The organism is Azospirillum rugosum (genome assembly GCF_017876155.1).
Classification (GTDB): Bacteria; Pseudomonadota; Alphaproteobacteria; order Azospirillales; family Azospirillaceae; genus Azospirillum; species Azospirillum rugosum.
This window is the reverse complement of the sequence record NZ_JAGINP010000040.1, coordinates 15,192-33,784: the sequence shown is the minus strand read 5'-3', so window position 1 is coordinate 33,784 and position 18,593 is coordinate 15,192. Positions and strand designations below refer to the sequence as shown.

General features: G+C 65.0%; 11 protein-coding genes and 1 pseudogene. 7 read left to right on the top strand and 5 right to left on the bottom strand.

All coding sequences use genetic code 11. The features are described 5' to 3' along the window. A partial coding sequence (locus J2851_RS34240) for a hypothetical protein (protein WP_209773323.1) occupies positions 1-373 on the top strand: 373 nt, incomplete at its 5' end. A gap of 521 nt (positions 374-894) precedes the next feature. Continuing rightward, positions 895-1,068 carry a hypothetical protein gene (locus J2851_RS34235; protein WP_209773321.1) on the top strand — a complete coding sequence of 58 codons (174 nt, stop codon included), beginning with the start codon at positions 895-897 and terminating at the stop codon, positions 1,066-1,068. Positions 1,069-1,306: 238 nt separating this feature from the next. Here the strand turns inward: J2851_RS34235 and J2851_RS34230 are convergent, their stop codons facing one another. Together J2851_RS34230 and J2851_RS34225 are read right to left on the bottom strand one after the other, a co-directional pair. After that, the gene (locus J2851_RS34230; protein ID WP_209773319.1) at positions 1,307-2,407 is read right to left on the bottom strand and encodes a hypothetical protein; all 1,101 of its coding nucleotides are present in this window, start codon (positions 2,405-2,407) and stop codon (positions 1,307-1,309) included. A gap of 359 nt (positions 2,408-2,766) precedes the next feature. Next, positions 2,767-4,350, bottom strand: coding sequence for a transposase (locus J2851_RS34225; RefSeq protein ID WP_209773317.1), 1,584 nt, complete (start codon positions 4,348-4,350; stop codon positions 2,767-2,769). Positions 4,351-5,597: 1,247 nt separating this feature from the next. On the opposite strand from J2851_RS34225, the gene J2851_RS34220 reads away from it, so the two are divergent. Continuing rightward, complete coding sequence (locus J2851_RS34220) at positions 5,598-6,611, top strand: tyrosine-type recombinase/integrase (protein ID WP_209773313.1); 1,014 nt, start codon at positions 5,598-5,600, stop codon at positions 6,609-6,611. Further along, on the top strand, positions 6,608-6,976 hold the full coding sequence (locus J2851_RS34215; protein ID WP_209773310.1) for a hypothetical protein: 369 nt from the start codon (positions 6,608-6,610) through the stop codon (positions 6,974-6,976). Before J2851_RS34220 ends, J2851_RS34215 begins: the two co-directional genes overlap by 4 nt. A gap of 94 nt (positions 6,977-7,070) precedes the next feature. Here the strand turns inward: J2851_RS34215 and J2851_RS34210 are convergent, their stop codons facing one another. From J2851_RS34210 to J2851_RS34200, 3 genes and pseudogenes are all read right to left on the bottom strand, one after another. Then, positions 7,071-8,465, bottom strand: coding sequence for an IS110 family RNA-guided transposase (locus J2851_RS34210; RefSeq protein WP_246501123.1), 1,395 nt, complete (start codon positions 8,463-8,465; stop codon positions 7,071-7,073). 283 nt (positions 8,466-8,748) lie between these two features. Further along, a complete protein-coding gene (locus tag J2851_RS34205) occupies positions 8,749-9,105 on the bottom strand; it encodes a winged helix-turn-helix domain-containing protein (RefSeq protein ID WP_209773307.1) in 357 nt (118 codons plus the stop codon). 20 nt (positions 9,106-9,125) lie between these two features. Next, positions 9,126-9,545, bottom strand: a pseudogene (locus tag J2851_RS34200) (IS66 family transposase); the annotation flags it as partial. Between the two features lie 276 nt (positions 9,546-9,821). Here J2851_RS34200 and J2851_RS34195 point away from each other — a divergent pair. The 3 genes from J2851_RS34195 to J2851_RS34185 all read left to right on the top strand — a co-directional run bounded on the left by J2851_RS34195 (position 9,822) and on the right by J2851_RS34185 (position 18,591). Next, complete coding sequence (locus tag J2851_RS34195) at positions 9,822-11,630, top strand: hypothetical protein (RefSeq protein ID WP_307420998.1); 1,809 nt, start codon at positions 9,822-9,824, stop codon at positions 11,628-11,630. A 182-nt stretch (positions 11,631-11,812) separates the two neighbouring features. Further along, entirely contained in the window at positions 11,813-13,174 is a 1,362-nt protein-coding gene (locus J2851_RS34190; protein ID WP_246501122.1) for a methylation-associated defense system protein MAD7 family protein, read from the top strand. Then, positions 13,171-18,591, top strand: coding sequence for an FtsK/SpoIIIE domain-containing protein (locus tag J2851_RS34185; protein WP_307421000.1), 5,421 nt, complete (start codon positions 13,171-13,173; stop codon positions 18,589-18,591). Before J2851_RS34190 ends, J2851_RS34185 begins: the two co-directional genes overlap by 4 nt. Positions 18,592-18,593 lie beyond the last annotated feature (2 nt).

Sequence of the window (18,593 nt, the reverse complement as noted above, 5' to 3'; positions counted from 1 at the left end):
CCGCTCGGCTGCTCAACCCGCTCCGCTGTTCATGCTGCCGTACAGACCGTTCACTTTCCTCCGGTCGTCCTGTTCAGTTTCGAGCGCACTGTGCATGATTGACCAGGGCTGGCGGCTGGATGTCGGGCCTGGCCTGAGGCTTCACGTGGATCCGCTGCCCCGGAAAGGCGACGGTCGTACTGTGTGGGTCTGGGCTATTTGGGCGCGGCGGACAGAGGAGTCGGACTGGGAGGTGGTGGACGGTCTGGCCGTTGATCGGGCTTGCGTGGTGGCCGAACTGGCCATGAACGACGCTGTCGCGGCGTTGTTGGCGCTCGGCGTGGTGACGGCGCATGATCTGGCGCGGCTGGCAAGAGGGGAGCGCCTCCGGTAAGGCGATGACGGAACACGCCCGATGACGGGGCGTCGATGTGGCCCCGACGATTTCGGCCGCGTTGCCATGGGCTGGGAGCGTCAAGCACCGAAGCGCGACAAAGCGCGCTGATGCCGCCCACCCATGGGAGGGGCTAGCGCCATGAGCGACCCGCGCGGCCCGGCCAAGCCGGGGATTGCCTGATGGACCCGCGGCGTCCGCCCCGACCGGTCCCCCCGCCCCACCCTTTGTGGCCTTTCCGCTTCGTCGCGGCGCGGCAAGCACGTGGAGTCCAACGGTCGGTGACCGTGTCGACGCCGCCTTGGGCATGACGCGACGACAGGAGCGTCGCGCCGCCGGTGCACGGTCGCCGCGGACGCCACAGCGTCGGGAGGAGAATGTCCCTGGCTGAACCGGCTTCTTGACGAGACCGAGGCGCATGGCCGACAGTTTCGTCGTGACGGATCGGAGGTTTCTTCCACGCGTTTGGACCATATCATTGCCGACGTCGTGGATCCGGCTTCAGGAGAAGCGTCATGCGAGTGAGCGAGTACGACCCCAAGCAACGCGCGCTTGAGAAGGCGGCGTCCCGCCGTCGCGATGAGGACGCCCTGCGTTCGGGCCAAGTCTCGCGCGAGGACCTGCAACGCATCAACGGTGGCCACGGCTTGTTCCGCAACTCGACGCTCGTGCGCCGCCCCAAAAAGGAATCCTGAGCCCGGACCGCGACGACTCCGATCCCGACCTCGACACACCCCTCATGCGCGAGCGAGGAGGCCCTGAACGAGGTGCTGGCTGGCGCGGACGAGATCCCCCCAAGGCCCCGAATTGCGGCGCACGCGCCCGCTCGACGAGCGGCTCGCCGGATCGCCGGCAGCGCGCTTCCGAGGAGCGTGACGAGGGCGGGCGCCGGCATCACCCGCCGACCGGTTGGACCGACAGAACCGCCTCCGCTCAACCATCCGAGGGTGGGCGCTCATCACCGGAGGGGACTTCCGGATCCGCCGCTACCGGGCCGAATTCACGCATCGGCGCCGCACCATCGTTCCGGCCGGCCGCCGGTGCGGCGCGCTTCGGCTTGCCCGTCGCCGCGGCCTTCCCCGCCGCACGTTCCTGCCGACGTTCGGCGACCGCCGCGGTGACCTCGGGCCACGCGGCCGGATGGTGCAGCGCCCGGATCGCCAGCAGCAGTCGCTCGATGGTGGCGGGATTGTTCCGTCCGCCCGACAAGGTCTTTTCGAAGGCGCTGTACGTGAGCGGACGCTTCGCGTCCACCTTTTGGAAGGCGGTGCCGAGATCTTTGATCGTGGCGCCGGCGGGCAGCAAGCCCGCCACCTCACGGCGGAATGCCCCAGGCGGCATGGCGGCCACTTCGGCCGCCGTCGGCAGTGGCGGAAGATCGGGCGCCGATGCCGCGGCCGCCGGCGCCGCGTCGTCGTGGACCGTCACCGGCGGCGCGTCCGGCGGCGTCGCAAGGTCGGTCAGGAGCCGGCGCAGCGCGGCCAGCGGCATGGCGGCCAGCGCCTCCCGGGTGTAGCCCGCCGCGCTGCTCTCGGTCGCCTCGACGGCCTCGGCCAGGAGCAGCACCCGTTCGACGTCCGGTTCGGTGAAGCCGGTGATGTTGGCCAGCACGGCGAGCCGAGCCGCCTCGACGGCGCCGCCGGTCCACAGCATCGGCAGCAGAGCACGCAACCCCTGGCCGAGACGCACAGGATCCCGGCGCGGTTCCGGCGCCGCACTCCAGCCGACGGTGAGCGCCTCCGCAGGGGTCGCCGGCTCCGCCACGCGCACGTAGGCCGTCACGTTGCCGGCCTGGCGCAGACGCGCGAGGCGCTCCAGGCCGGCCAGCACGATGACCGGGGCCTTCGGATCAATGGGGATGGACCGGACAACGATGGGGCCATCGTGCCGGGGCTCGCCGGCGAGGTCCTCCGCGGAGGGCGGCCGCTCGAGACAATCGGGCGCCGGTTGCAGGCGGTCGAGCGCGACCATCCTTTCGGGCATCGCGTTGACCGGCCGCGGCTTGGCGGCAACGGTCAGCTTCAGTCGAGGCATCAGGACTCCGTGAACGAGCGGTCGCGCCGTCCGGCGGCGGACATGGGGGACTGGGAAGCCGTCGGGGTCGGCCGGTTCGGGGGCGTCCGCCCGGGCGGGACGGACGCGGGGATCGTCGGCCGGCGCGGGACCGGCGCTTGGGACGCCGTCCGCAATTTTCCCCAATAAGAGGTGCTTATAGTCATTATGATTACCTAAGATTGCTGACACCACACCGGCATAGCCCGGATTTTGGATGAGGACGGGCCCGCAAGCCGTTGATTCCGCGGGGGCGGTTTGCCGCCCCACCGAAGGCTCCGCATCTGGCCATACGCGGAGCCATGCCGGAATCCCGGCGGGCCGCGTGCGATTTTTCCGCGCTATGCCGGTGCGCGCCGCGCGTCCGCGCCGGCGTCGACCGGCGCGGTTGGCCGCACCGCGGCGGCCGCGCGCCGCCGTGCGTCCGCACCGGCGGCGCGGACGGACTCCGCGGCCGCGCCGCCGCGCCGGCCTTCCTCCGGCGGACGCCGGTGCGGCGGCCGGTCGGTCTCGGGCGGCTCCAGGGCCAAGCGGGCGGCCCGGGCGGCGTCCAGGTGCGCCGCCGTCAACCCGCCGTGCCGCAGCAGGGCGCGGACGAGGAAGCGCTCGGGCTGACGCCACGCCAGCCCCTTGGTCGCGGCGTTGAGCGCGTCAAGACCGCCGTTGACGCGCTCCGCTCCGTTGTTCGTGGCGACCGCCCCCGGCTCCAGGCCGCGCAGGATCTGGTCGAGGTGCGTCGTCACGGTGTCCATCGGGGCGCGGAACACGCTGGCCATCTCCGGGTCCCGCTGCATCCAGCGCCGCAGCCGGGCGAAGCGGGCCCGCGCCACGGCGGCGGTCACGCCGGGAGCAAACACCCCGTAGACCGCTTCCTTGAAGCAGTAGGCTTTGAAGAGCGTCGGCTTGCTGTCCTTCAACTTGCGCAGGAGCGCCCGGTGGCTCGGCGCCATATCGCGGAGCCGCAGCGTGAAGATGCGGTTCAGCGGCGGAAGCTTTCCCTGCGCCCGCCGCCTGGCCAGACGCCTGCGCTCGCCGTGTCCCGCGTCGAGGAAGAGGCGCGCCACGTGGGCCAGGCATCGCACGATGCTGGGCTGCGGCAACCCTTGGTAGGCCTCCCGGATCGCCGCCTCGAAGCCGGGCGCGAAGTCGCAGACGAAGATCTCGATGTCCCGCCACTGGGGCAGGCTCCGGATCAGATCCACGATGGAGGCGGTGTCCTCCTCCCCGGGCGCGCACCACAGCAGCTTTTGCCGGACGAGATCGGTGGCGACGAGAAGGCGGAACTTCCTTTTCCCCAGTTTTTTGCCGTCGAGGCCGACGATCCGGGCCGCCGGCAGCAGGTCGTGGCGCGCGGCGTGGCGCACATCCTTGCCGATGCGGTCGATCAGCTCGTTGATCGTCTCCCGTGTGACGGCCGTGCGACGGGAGAGATCCGTCACGGTCGTCGTGTGGCGCAACTCCTCCTCCAGGTAGCGGGCGAGGCGCGGCGTGACCGGCAACCACGGCTCGGTCCAACCGCACCCGGGATCGATCCAAGCGGCCTTCGGCTTGATCCGAAGACCGCAGTCCGGGCACGCCCAGCACGCCTGGAATTCGATGGTCAAGTGCACCGGAAGCGGGCCGTACGGCCAGTCCCGCACCGCCTTGCGCCCTTTCGCACCCCGCGGCTGCAGTCTCCCGGCCCGGCAATTCGGGCACCCCTGGTCCGGCGGCGTCAGCACGACGAAGTGCCGAAGGTCCGACGGCAGGGGGCGCCCCCGCGCGGTGAGGGGCACGTCCCAATTGCCGCGGAACCGCGGCGTGGCCACCACCACGGTCGCCTCGCGGGCGGGCGGTGCGGCGGCGAGGGCCGGCGGAGCCAGGGCCGGTTCGCCCCCGTCCGTGCCGCCGCCGCCGCGCCCGGTCCCGACGGTCGCCCCGGCCACCCCGCGCGAAGGGCTCTGTGCCCGTCCACCGCGGCGGGAGGGCGGTGCCGCGTCCGGTGTCGGCCCGTCGTCCCCGCTCCTCCCGCCCCGCCCCGTCCTCGATCCCATCCCGCCCTCCGTTGTCGATCCCACTTCGTCCTCCTGCCCTTCGCTCCGCCGCTCCGTCGGGGACGGTGATTTCCCGTATTCAGGACGACTTCCTCCGTATTCGAAACGACCGCCTCTCCGTCCTCGCAACGGAAAGGCACTCTTGACATCTCTCCGTCCTCGCCGTATTCATCGGAGCGAGGACGGAGAACATTCCCTTTCCCCGACCTTGACTCGACGGCGGCCGAACAGTCGGGAACGCTATGCAGCGAATGCTTAACGAATAGTTAAGATTTCCGGCGTCCCGAATGCCGCGCCTTTGCTCGGCGCGACCGGGCGGCGGCTTGAAAGTCGGGCGCGGCGGGCCTTCCGGAAGCGCTGAAGCGCGCGTTTCGTCGCTTCGCCAAACCCGGCCGCCCCATTTTTGTCACCGCCGCGCCGATCCGATTTCCACGACGGGACCCGCATTGCCGAGCCCCTCCGGCTTGCCGCTGGCCCGACCACCGTCCCGACGCCCCTGCGCCGCCGACCGTCGTGGTGACGGCGTCCCCATCCTCGCGACAGGCGACGGCGCGAAGGGCTCGGCAGCGACCGGCGGATCAGGCGCACCGGGGCCGATACGCTCCCGCCGCGACGGGCCGCCCCGACCGCCTCCTCCGTCCTCGGGACGGAGACTCCCCGTCCCCGATACCGATTCCAGGACCCCGGCACCGCCGCGCCCGCCCCGGTCGCAACGCCTCGTCGCCGTCTTCGCTCCGCTGTCGGGACGGTGCGTCCTCCGTCCCGGGGACGGGGAAATGACGTTGCGAAGACGGCAAAGCTCCGTCACGAAGACGGCAAATCACCGTCGCGAGGACGGTGGAAGTCAGCCAAAACTCACCCTCACAATCGCCACGAAACGAACATTGAAAAGAGACATCGCCAGAGCAGTCACGCACGCACTGCTCCGCAGCGTAAAATTTGACCACAAACAATAGGCTCCATAAATCGAACGAATCAGGTCTATGCTTCATTTATCTATGAGAGGTAGGCACAATAACTTTCCAAAATCCAGACAGAGCGCTGCTAGGATGCCCTGGTCGATGGGGGAGTGACGATGGGCGGGAGGGTGGTGCATGTCCCGGACGGCGGATCAAAGGATTGACGCAATCTGTCGGGTCTTGCGGCTTTTGGGCGATGCCGCGGCGCGCCCAGCCACGCTGAAGCGCTTCGAACGCGCCATGCGCATGGTCGCGGAGGCGCTCGCTCCGGAAACCGCGCGAAACGTCCTCATCGGGCTGAACGACTTCACCCGCTTCTGCGCCCACCGCGGATCGCGCGTGCTTCCCGCCACGCCGAAGACGGTCCTGGCCTACGTGCGTCACCGGGCGACGACGCTCAGCGCAGAGGTGCTCGGCCGACGCGTCGCCGAACTGGGCCGCCTGCACCGCTTGGCCAACTGCGCCGATCCCACGGACCATCCTTCCATCGCGCTCGCGTTGAAGGGCGCGGCGCGCCAGCACCGTCGCCCGCGCCGCCAAGCGGCGCCGCTGACGCTCGAACTTCGTGACCGAATCCACGCCCGGCTCGGCAGCGGTCTCATCGACCTGCGCGATGGGGCGCTGCTCGACCTGTCCCTCGACCTCCTCGGGCGGCGCTCCGAAATCATCGGCATCGACGTCGACGACATCGAGCGCCTCCCCGACGGGAGCGCCCTGGTGCGGTTCCGTCGGGCCAAGGTGGTCACCGCCGATCCCGAGACCATCGGTTGGATTTCGCCGGCGACCGTGGCGAGCGTCGATCGCTGGATCGCCGCGTCCGGCATCGTCGGCGGACCGCTTCTGCGCAGCCTGACGCGCTCCGGCGTGTCCCCGAACCGCCTGTCCCGGGAGCACGTGTCGCGAGCCTTCAAGCGTCTCGCCCACGTTGCCGGTCTCGATCCGGAGCGCGTCAGCTCGCACTCACCGCGCGTCGGCATGGCGCAGGAACTGACCGCCGGCAACTTCGCACCGCCGCTGATCATGCACGCCGGCGGCTGGCGGGCGCCGCAGCTGCCGGCCCGCTACGCCGCGCGTCTCATCGCATCGCGCGGCGCCGTCGCCCAACTCCATCGCTTGCGGGCCGACGGAGCGGCGACGCGGCCGATGACGGAGGTGGCGCTTCCGGCGTCGGCGCTCGAGGAGCCCCAAGAATGACCGCGCCGTCGAAGGAGTCGGCCAACGGACCGGCGTTGGACGCCCGATGCCGCCGGATGCTGGTGGAGGCGTTCGTCGCGGCCGGGCTGCACCCGTTCGTGCCCCTCGCCTTCGCGAAGGGACCGTGGGCACTGGAGGCGTATCTGCGAGCGAATCCCGACCAGATTGATGCGGCCCGACGGGCGCTGGCGGACTGCCGCGCCGAGGCGCGCCACCACATCGCCAATTATTTCGACTGGCGCCGGGTTCCGGACGATTCCACGGAGGCTTGGTCACTGGAGGACCTGATCGAGCAGCTTCGGCGCATTGCCGAAGATGAGGAGCGGGCACGGATGCCGCGGGGGCGGCAGCCCGGATGCCTGTGAGAGCGGTGGGAGACATCAAGGATGAATGACATGACGAGGAAGGAATGTCGGTTGATAGAGCGCCTCCGCAGCGGCACCGCTGTTCCGGAGGACGTTATGGGCGTGCTGTCGACGTCGGAGTATTTGTGCGTAGCGCTGGGTTCCAATCGCCTGGATCTGTTGCCGTCGGGGTTCCCCGACTTCGAAAGCGCGTGGCATCGACTGGATGATGCCCAGCGCTCGATTGTTCTTCACTACGTGTCCCCGAGTACGTCGGTGTATTGGCAACCGATGTGAGGCGAGGGCGCCCGTCCACCATCCAACGGTCGCCTACGGTTGGGGTGCCTCCCTTCCACTCGACGCGGCGTACTGAAAGTCGTGTGGTTACGAGACTGACACCACCGCGCTTAAGCGTTGACACATGGGAGCCACGGGTAGCTGGTGAGGGAGCGTAGGCGCTCCGGTGTGGCGGCGAGGCCGTTCCAGGCGTCACAGCAAAGCGCTCGCGCAGGTGCAGCCAGACGCGCTCGACCGGGCTCAACTCGAAACTGAGCAACCGTCCTTTTCCGAAGGAAAGAGTGAACCGTGGGTGCTCCCAGGTCCGGCCTTTGGCAAGCATGGCGTTGAGGCGCACGATCAGTTTGCGCATGCAGGCGGTAAGCGCCACCTTCGACGGCTTGCCGCGCCCTTTCAACTGGACGTAGAAGCCAGCAATCACGCCTTTGCTGTGGGTGGCGGCGACTTCGAGCGCGATGTAGAGGGTGTGGCGAACGTCGGCGCGCCCAGCGGCTATGTGACGTTGGCCGCTGTCATGATCGAAGGGGGCAACACCGACCAGGGCAGAGATGCGGTCTCCAGTTGTCATTCCCAGTTCCGGGAGCAGAACCACGAGCGTGGTGGCCACTACCGGCCCGACGCCAGGTGCGGTCTGGAGCGCAGCCACTCTGTCGGCCAGTTCCGGTTGGGCCTTGACCCTGCTGCGGATCTCGGCTTCCAGCGCCTCGATCGCCGAAGTCAGCCCCTTGGCAGCCTCTTCCAACGCGGCCTGCGCAATGGCTTGGGCGCCTGCCGAAGCGTGGCGCAGATCGACACGCTTGTCGACCAGCAGGCGGCGTGCCTTGACCAGGCGCGCCAGTTCCTCACGGGCCGGATCGGGTGGCGTGGTGGCTGGAGCCGCCTGGTAGGCGGTAAACTCAGCGATCAACGCGGCGTAAATGGTGTCGTTCTTGGCCCGCTGGACCTTGGCTTTGGCGAAATAGCGCACGCGAGCCGGGTCGAACACACGCACCGACAGGCCGGCGGCCCGCAAGGCATCGCGAACCGATCGCTCATAGCCACCGCTGGCCTCCAGACCGACAAAAGCGACCCCCCTCCGAGCGAGCCAAGCCACCAAATCCTGGTGCCCGTCCGGCGTGTTGGCGACCCGGATCTTGTCGCTGCTGAGGACAACCGCCACATCCAAAAAGCGCTTGCCGCAATCGATTCCGGCAGTCGTGACCATGTTGGACATCCTTGTGTTCCTTCCTTGTGGTGCGGGCTCGTGCCCGAGCAACCGTTCGGACTTCAAGGAAGGCTGGCCGCCGTCGTGCTACATGACCAGCGCGAAGTCGGCACCGCTGGCCGGGCAAACGGCGACGTAGAGGTAGGCCGAGGTGAAACGCTTGTCGCACAGCCCGGCCGGACTCTGCCCGCGCTCCCACCAGCGGTACGCGGTGCGGCCCTTCTGGTCGACGCGCGCTTCATCTGAAACCAGAGCTGGAGGCGGCGTCCAGGGTATGCGGTCGCCGCGGCCGTCAGCGCTTCGCGCAGTCCCTTTTTTGGAAGGCAGCCTGGGCCTTGGCGTCGGACTGCGGATGGTGGGGCCGCGTTTTCTGTTTCGACAGGTCCAGCCGGCGCACGATGCGCGACAGGCTGGCCGGATGCAGCGTCGAGTCGAAGCGCTCGGCGATCACCTCGCACAAGATCGGCAGGGTCCACTCCACGCAGCCGTGCCGTCTCGGATCGGGGCCGGCGAGGATGATGGCCTTGAGCGTCGCCGGCTCGCCTTCGCTCAGCCATTCCGGCCGGCCGGGCAGCGGACGATCATAGTGCCTGGCTACGCCTTCGGCGTTGTAGCGCACCACCGCATCGCGCAGGGCTTGGCGGTCCATGCCGGCCAGCCGCACCGCTTTGCTTTCCAGCGGCCGAGCGCATAGCGGATCGGATCGGCCAGCTTGGAGCGGCCCGGCAGGCCCGGGAGTTCCCGTTCCAGCCATAGCTTCAGGTCGGCCACCTGCGCAGCGGCCTCGGCTTGCCGGACCTGCCGACGCTCCTCAGCCGTGCGGCCACGGATGCGCTCCTCGATCACGTAGAGCCGGGCGATGCGGCGCAGCGCCTCCGCCGCGATCGGCGAGCCGTTTTCGGCCAGATCGTAGAAGCGGCGACGGGCATGGCTCCAGCAGGTCGCCAGAACGACCCGGTTGCCGGCGGCCAGCCGCTCGAACCCGGCATAGCCGTCCACCTGCAGCACCCCGTGGAAATCCCGCAGATCTTTCGCCGTCTGCGACCAGCGCCGGCGACGGGGAGCGTCCATCGCCAATCCGGACCAGGGGTGAACGGCGCCGGCAACCCCAATCACGCCGCAGTCGCCAGACGACGCTTACGTTTTACCCAATCTCGACCTTTTGCAAACGTTGCAACTGAGCCGAAGCGGCTGGCTACCTCTCGCAGAATTATTGCGTCGCACTAACGACTTGGCGACTAAGGCAGCGAGAACGCGCAGTGTCGGTTGATTTCAGTTGATTGGCGCCATCTATCGTTTAGAAATAAGGGTACGGGCAAAAAGGGGGGAGAAGGCTTGTCCATACATTCGACGGGAGCGGCTTGGGTGCGCTTTCTCCGCAACTATGGCCCGATCCCAACCAACGACAATATGTATGATGAGTCGATTCAGCGCGCGCTTAAGCGACACAAGATCGTGCCCATCACGCTGCCGGCGCCGCTCGTTGATCGCCTAGTCGAAAATTTTAGCGGACCCAACCCGACCTCACATATCATCACCGGTACCGCCGGTGATGGAAAAACTTATCATTGCCGTGAGGTCTGGACTGCGCTTGGGGGTGACCCTGCGACTTGGATTGAAGGGGCCAAGGTCCAGACCCTTTGGATCGGCTCGCGATCTCTCGTCATTGTTAAGGACCTCAGTGAACTACGCGACGACGAGGCCGCAACTCTCATCCCTAGCTTCGCGCAAGATGTAGCCAACCCGCAGGCGTCCACCAGCTACCTACTCGCCGCTAATCACGGGCAGTTGCTGGAGAAGCTGAAGTCGCCGCCACCAAGCTCCGCGGTGAAACGGGTGACCGCGGCCATCGAGGAACTGCTCGTTACGGGAACTAACCCCGATAGCGGAATCGCACTTGCGCTGAGCGACCTCAGTCGCTCCCCTGCCGCCGAAATGGCGATGCGGATCATCGAAGAGGTCTCCAGGCATGAGGGGTGGGAAGGTTGCGGCAATTGTGCCGCGAGCGCCAGCGACGGCGGTTGTCCCATCCTCGAAAATCGGCGGCGTCTCATCGGCGATGCCCCCAACGATCCGTTCAAACGGCGGCTCACAGCGTTAATTGAGCTGAGCGAGCGGAACGGCAGCCATTTTCCGGTCCGGCAGCTGCTCGCATTGGTAGTGAACAGCATCTTAGGGCATCCCGATGCGAGAGACGGACTGATGAGCTGCGCAGAGGTGCCGACAATTGTTCAGAGCGGACGGGCGGAATTGGCGAGCATCTATCGAAACATCTTCGGAGAGAACCTCCGGCCGAGCAAGGCGGAGAAGACCGAACTCTTCCGCAAGCTAAACGCCTTCGGCATCGGAGCCGGAACCAGCAACAGCGTCGACAACCTCCTCGTCTATGGCGCAGATGACCCGGCCTATGCCGACGATTATGCGCGCCTGATCCTTTCCGATCCCGTCTATGGCGCTACGCCATCCTACGTGACCGCTCAACGCAGCTATCTCGAGGGCGCCGAGAGCACTGATCGAATTGCGTTCCTAACCGTCCTACGCTCCCAAAGGCAACGCCTGTTTTTCACCATACCCGAAGAGCTCGCCTCAACCTACGACCTTTGGGATTTAACGGTTTTCCGGTACGCCGGTCTCTATCTCGACGTCGCGGCCAAGATCGCGACAAAGCACACTGTGCCGCGCCAAGCAGTCACGATGATTGTCCGCGGTCTGAACCGCATTTTCACTGGTATGCTGGTCCAGAATCAAGACGAGTTGGTTCTAGCGACCTCTGGCAGCTACTCCCAGTCGAAACGAAGCCCACTAATTGACGAGCTCATTTCGGTGCCGCGTCGGGGCGGGGAGGAGGTAGCCGTCATTTCCGATGGGGCGGGCGGCTTTTGCGTATCGGTAAAGCTTGTGCGGGGCACGAAGATCTCACCGATCACCTTATACCTTTCACCGACTCGATTCGAGTTTCTCGGCAGGGTTGCGGAAGGGGCGCTGCCGAGCAGCTTTTCGCTGGAGTGCCATGAGGATCTACTCGCCTTCAAGGCAAGATTGCTCCGGGAAACAGAGAACCGACGCAAGTTGGAAGGTGATGACGATATCAATGATGGAGAGCTGATGCTCCGCTTCATCGACCTAAGCAGTGATGGCCGAGCGCTTGCTCGCCGCCTGATTGTCCGGGTGTGACTATGGAGATTTTGGCACGTCCTACAAGCTTCGACGATCGGACCGGCCCTGATTTCTGGATCGATGAAGCGATTTGGGGACATCGTCTTTACGACGAGCAAACGCCCTGGCTGACCTTTCTCGAATTCCTAAACGTACTCCATGCTGAGCACCAGTCTGGCAGAGCGTTCCGAGAGGTGGACTTGAACAGCCTTTCCTACCGGCCGCAGCTGCAGCTCCGTCTCCGGAATCTGGTCTTCAACAATCCGCATATTATGACAGTACTGGCGGAAGACCGCGCAGACGATGCCGCGTGGAGCATCTGGCTAGAGAAGATGACCGAGACCGTAGGCGGCCTCGAGAAGCCAGACTTTACCTATCTTCGTGATCACTTCGAGAGTTTCCAAGATTTCGCAGCGGTCATCAGCTTCCTGCAAGGATCGGCAATTGAGGGATCGAGCAACAAGCGCTGGAGCTCGAAATTCGTTTTCCCGTTCGGACCCAATGCTCTTTACGAGGATGCCAACGTCAAGCCGCAGGGCAGCGTGTCGAATGACCGTCGGTTCTTCGCCCGCACCGGCGAGTTACTGTATCTCATGCTTTGTCGCAGCCGCGACGCAGATGCGCTACGCGGCCTTCTTGTCAGTCGCTTCCTTGAGAACCCCACGCCATACGACAGCATGGCGCGAGCACTCCAGGGCGAGCCGCAACCCGCCAAGGCGGAGCGCGCAGGTGCCTATTTGCCATGCTCCTCCCATCCGTTGTTCGACCGGCTCGCGGAAGACTGGTTGGCGATCTTGAGCCTGCCGATCCCTGCCTACGACGCCATTCCGCACTTGGTCACGATGACCGGCTTGAACATCATCCTCTACCAGCTTGAGCGCGCACGCGAGGTTCTTGACCACGAACCGGTGCGGCTCGTCTGCGAAGTCGTATCGCCGAAGAAGTCGGTGGTGCGCGACCTTTCGGCCGACTCCTATCAGCGCAACAACCTGTTGCCTCAGCAAGCAGTGGAACGCTTCGTTCGGCGGATCGAGGAAACGCCGGAATGGCAGGCTACGATCGGTTCGGATGATCCCGTCCTCAACGCCGGAGACATCCTCAGAAAGACGTTTGGCTGGCCCGACAGCGAGGATGATGAGCTTGCGCCTGAAGCGGGTGCCTTGATCGACCAACTCGCGGATCGTGCGATAAGCCGCCACAAGCAGCATTTCGGCAAGATCCACATGACGTGGGCTCGCGCCATCGGGCTATCGTCCCGACGATCAAGCCGTCGCGTGCGCTACGCGCCGACCGACCGGCTGCTGAAGACTCTGGTGGTTTGCTGCGTCGACAAACGGCTGGAGTTTAGGGACTTCCTTGGGCTGCTTTGTGATCGATACGGCATTGTTATCGGGGACGCTCAGGCCCGCAACTTCATCGTGACCGGTGACGCGGATCAAGAGGACTTCTCCGATAATGCGCGGCGTCTCGAGGAGCGTCTCGCGAGCCTGGGGCTGCTGAAGCGGCTCTCGGACTCTTGCGCTTATGTCGAAAACCCCTTCCAGCGAGCTCAAGCCGCGTGACTCCATCCGACCTGATTGGCGCTGCCGGCGCTGCCTCGATTCGCCAGCGGCTTACCGCTCTCACCGATGCCGAAGGGGTGGCGCGCTACCTGCTTGACCGGCTAACCGGAGAGCAGGTTGCGGCCATCACCAGTGCCCTGCTCAAGGATCAGCAGACCGAGGCCCAGCTGAAGATCGCCCTTCCGCGCTCGCTGATCGGCGAGTTCGGGCTTCCCGAGCATGTCGTTACCGACGAGCGGATGGTCGCAATCCGGCACGCCGACTGCGACCGCCCAGCGCTGCTGATCGCCAACACCGACGACGACCAAGGCGCATCCCTCGGCGATGTGACGCTGATCGGCGCCAAGCAGCTCACCGAGGATCCAGAACCTTGGGTAGACGCAGCATCTTTCGGCCTCGGCCTGCCGGATAGCCAGATCGCCGCTTGGAAGGCGGCACTTAAAGGCCTTAATGCGGCGGATGATTGCACGCTGCATCAGATCTCGAACTATGTCGCGCTCACCCGCGAGCGGATCGAAGCGGAATCAACGACGGTCCCAGATGCTCTTGGCTGGGCGCTGCCAGCGCTTCACCTGCCCCGCGATAGCGGTTTCTTCCTCAGCATCCGGGACAAGGAGCTTGAACAGTCTCGGCGTTGGAAGCGACTGTATGAGAAGCTCGTCGCGGATCGGAAGCCCCTGCTCGCCAAGCAACGCCCGAACCGGCAGATCATCGAAAACGACGAGCTTCGGGCCCAGTTCGAGACGGTCCAGGAGGATATCCCTCCTGAGGTGCATCCGGCGATCGAAGGCTTCATCGCGGGCACCCCGGGCTGGGGCAAGGCTGCGGAGGCCCTCTCGAAATTCGAGTGGGAGGCGCAGAGCGTCCTTCAGCTGTTCTCTGGGATCAAGCTAAAGAAGACTACTCTCCCCCAGGAGACGATCAACTTCTTTGAGTTCACGCTTCCCGATCGGCTGAGCGCGTCGGACACCGAGTATCTTGAGGCGCTGAAGGGACGGTCGCTCAAAGAGACGCGTGACGATGATCGCGACTTCTTCGAGGCGCACCGCGATGACCTCAGCCAGGATAAATCTCTGCGGGTCAAATGGGAGCGCTTCATCTTCGGTCGGGCGATTGAGTGCAGCGACTTCCTCGAGGGACTCCTCCGAGCGATCGAGCGCCTGTTCGGGCAGGTTAATCTCGCAAGCGGCCAGCGCAAGTTGATCATCCGTTCAGCGCGCCGCAGCCGCTCGCAATGGCTCGACATCAATGCCGATATCGGACTGGCCTTTGGCCTGCGCTATCGCGGGCTGCCGGCTTTGATGGGTGCGTCGGTCGAGTGGGATGCGCCCCACCTTTTCGAGTACGAAGAACTGCTTGATCGCGCTAAGAAGCGGCAGAAGAAGTATCGGCGCAACGAATCCACCTCGCGCGCCGCGCTGCAGATCAAGTTCGATATCGTACTCGTCTCCGGGTCCGAGCGTGCGACTACCCAACTGATCTGGACAGCACAGCCGAACGCGATCGGGCTCGAATTGCCGAAGGATCTTGGTCGCCTGCTCAAGCGCCCGTTCACGCGCAGCAGCGTCGCGCGTCTGCCGGTGAGCCGCAAGGGTGCGCTCCAGTCGGTTTCGCTTGCCGACGTAGGTACGCTGCACCCCGCGTTCGGACAAGACGCTGGCACGCTCGTGCCTCGGACGACCGTGGGCGAGAATATCGGGAAGGCATTTCCCAAATCACTCAAGCAAGCCGTCCAGGGCGGCCGCATCAATGCGAGTGGTGCCGAGGCGATCAGCACGGCGTGGTCAGGGTTCGAAGCTCTGTATGTCAAGGCAATCGGTGCGCTGCAGTCGTCGGGCTATGCCTCTCCGGCGCTCCTCGCACAGGCCGAGGCGTATGGCGCTCTTCTGCGAGAGCTTGCTGCCCACGCCCCCGGTGACCTCAATCGGCGAGACCTCTGGGAACTGGTGCTGAGCCTCGGCGTGATTCCCGTGACCGGTGGTGCGCCGTCGGCGATCGTCGCCCCTTGGCATCCGCTGCGCCTTGCTGCCGGCGCAATCAAAATGCGCTCGGTTGCTGGGCTTGCCAACTACCTCCTGTCCAATACCGAAGTGAATTTCGGCGATTCGCGACTGTTCTTCTCCGACCTGCGCGATGAGCTTGCTCACCCGCTCTACCCCGAGATCGCGGTCGGCTACGACGGCAGCGAAGCGATTCTGCTAGCTGAGACCGGGACCATCAACGATTATAGTCTGCTCGAGCGGCCGGTACGTGATCCTTCGGAAGCGACGACCGATGTTGATCCGGCTGAGGCTGCTCGGCAAATTCGAAGATTGTTGGAGCGCTATCTCGAGCTGCAGCCGCACGAGCGGTCAAATCTCAGCATTATGCTCTTCAACTGCGACGCGGCTGGCCTGCCGCTCGCGACAGTGAACGGCCTGAGTTCGGTGCAGGACCAGGAGGAAGTGCACTGCAATGTTTTGGTACGTCATCGCGACCGCTCTCGCCTTTCGCAGGTCTACAGCGAACTTCTCGAGCGTTCCGAGGGCGATCCCGACGCTGTTGTTGTCAGCGAGACGTCTCGCAACTTCATGTCGAAGCTCCGCATCGGCGTCATGCTCGACGGCGGCACGATACGGCCAAGCAATGCGGTTCGAGAAATTGACATCGCCTTCCTGCACGATGTCGTCTCCCGTCAAGCCCGCGAGCAATGGTTTCCGGTTGCTGACACCGGGCAAAATCCCGGGCTGCTGGAGCATGTCCCGGCGCGCTGGTCCTATCGGCGTGTCACCGCTGAAGACGAACTCAAGGCGACCGTTTACCTGACCTGCCCGCGTCAGCCGGACGCAGGCTGGGCCTATGTGGATGCCGTCGCGAATGTCATTCGACGCCAGTCGCATGGCGCTGGCGAGCACTATCTGCCCGCGCGACAAATTTCCTTCCAGGATTCCGGCCTCAAGACGATGTTCGATGAGGTCCATGATCTCGCCGAGTGGGTCGCGACCTATGACGATCTGCTCGACAAACGACAGCTTGCTGCGCAGGGCATCAACGTCATCCGTTACCGCCGGCAGCGCACGCATGGCCGGAATATGGTCGTATCCTCCACCTCGGAGTTGCGCATTCTTCACGTTCTCGTCCGCCGCCGATTGACCGAACTTTCGCTCGGTCTGGACGACGATCGCCTTTCGCAGCTTGCCCGTCGCATGATCGAGGATGCGAACTCGATCTCGGGCGACATCGTGCTTCGAGCGGCCAAGCGCGGCGTTTCAGCGGGAGAACTGATCGGCTTGGTCCTGAGCCGCGCTCTCGTCGGCGAAGAACTGGGCCGACAGGCGACTGTCGCGTGGTTTCTGCTCGACGACTACGCCGAATGGCTTGGTCAGCGTGAAGAGGGGATCGCCGACATTCTCGCGCTGTGCATCGTGACAGGCGAAGATGGGGCGCCCCGTTTGCGCGCAATCGTCACTGAAGCAAAGTATGTCGATCAAGGCGGTTCGGCGGACGCGAGCCGAAAATCCCGTCAGCAGCTTCGTCAGACTGTCGCAAGGATCGATGATGCGTTGTTTGGCGACCCCGGACGGCTCGATCGCGACCTTTGGCTGTCGAGGATCGCCGATTTGCTGCTCGACGGAACTGCTGCCCTAGGTCAGACCTCCTTACTAGAGCGGGTTCGCGACGGCATCCGCCGGGGTGCCGTGCCGATCGATCTGCGGGGCTACTCGCACATCTTCATTTCGGGGCCAACCTCTGACGGCAACGTACTGGGCGAGCAGGAACTGATCTCGGACGCCAGTGGTGGCCTCCAGGAGACGTTCACCCGTGAAGGGCTTCGTCAGCTGATCAAGGCATATGATGCCGGTCAACCGCTGACGGCTGTCCGGAACAGCCTAGGCGAGACAGACAGCTGGAACCATCCTTCGTATCGCAACCCGGCGCCACGCGTAGACTGGACCAAAGACATCGGGATCGAGCTCAAGTCGGCACTGCCGGCCAAGCCGATCGAACACGATTACGATGATGACGACGATGAGAGTGACGAGGTCGCAACCGCCGCTGTCGTCACCCCGCCGCCAGCGGCCACGGTCACGCCTGAAGCCAACGTTGGGGGGGCATTCGAACTCGTTCCTTCTGAACCTGTTCTAAGCGAGGCTGTTCCTGTGGCGCCGGACGAGCCTAATCAGCCGCTCAAGAGCCCGCTGGCGACGCACGCGTCCTTGGCGCTCACTCCAGCCGATGCAGGTTCGACGGTACTTGCCGGTGCAACAACCATTGATGCGCTGATCAAAACGCGCGCCCAGAAGGTGCACAAAGAATCGTCCAACGAACAGGCATGGTTGGAAGCCACGGCGCAGAAGCTGCGCTCTGCGCTGATGGGGTATAACCTACAGGCCAAGATCCTTGCCGCACGGCTAACCCCCAATGCGGCACTCATCCGCTTCATGGGCAGCGACCGCCTGCGGGTCGAGGACATCGAGGCGCGGCAATCAGCGCTACTCACGACTCACGGGCTCAGACTGATCTCCATATCGCCCCTCCCGGGCGAGATCGTGGTCGGCGTCGCCCGGCCGCAGCGCCAGGTCGTGTCGCTCTGGAATGTTTGGGGTCGTCGAACTCTGAACCGCAACGCTGCCGGCGTGAATACGTCTTTCGTCCTCGGCTTGAAGGAGCTTGATGGCGAGATTCTCTATCTCAATTTGGGTGGCCCATTTGCCGGTGGCCAGCAGCACGAACCCCACACGCTGGTGGCTGGTGCGACCGGTTCGGGCAAGTCGGTGCTGATCCAGGCATTGCTGCTCGACATAGCTGCGACCAACCCGAGCGAGCTCGCACACATCTACTTGATCGATCCCAAGATGGGCGTCGACTACGCCGCGATTGAGAGGCTGCCGCATCTCCAAGGAGGTGTGATCGTTGACCAGACGCGTGCGGTCGAGGTCATGGAAGCCCTTGTCGCCGAGATGGAGAGCCGGTACGAGCTTTTCCGCACTAATGGCGCTCGCGACATCCGCGCTTACAACACCAAGGTGCTACCGACCGAACGGCTTCCCTACGTCTTCCTGGTCCATGACGAGTTCGCTGAATGGATGCTCACGGAGGACTATAAGGCGGCGGTGACGGCGAACGTGTCGCGGCTTGGCGTGAAGGCGCGCGCCGCCGGCATGCATCTCATCTTCGCCGCGCAGCGGCCCGACGCGAATGTCATGCCAATGCAGTTGCGCGACAATCTCGGAAACCGACTCATCCTCAAAGTGGCGAGCGTCGGTACATCTGAGATCTCGCTCGGGGTCAAGGGTGCAGAGCAGTTGCTTGGCCTCGGCCATCTGGCAGCGCGTCTAAGCGGCGAGCCGACGATCATCTACGCACAAGCACCCTTCCTCTCGGATGAGGACATTGACGCAGCTGTCGATGCGATCAGGGCCAATGATAATGCCTAGAT

Bases quoted from the DNA above. Each gene is read 5' to 3' on its own strand.
- J2851_RS34205 (WP_209773307.1), bottom strand. From the start codon at position 9,105: ATGGACCGCCAAGCCCTGCGCGATGCGGTGGTGCGCTACAACGCCGAA.
- J2851_RS34230 (WP_209773319.1), bottom strand. From the start codon at position 2,407: ATGCCTCGACTGAAGCTGACCGTTGCCGCCAAGCCGCGGCCGGTCAAC.
- J2851_RS34215 (WP_209773310.1), top strand. From the start codon at position 6,608: ATGACCGCGCCGTCGAAGGAGTCGGCCAACGGACCGGCGTTGGACGCC.
- J2851_RS34210 (WP_246501123.1), bottom strand. From the start codon at position 8,465: ATGTCCAACATGGTCACGACTGCCGGAATCGATTGCGGCAAGCGCTTT.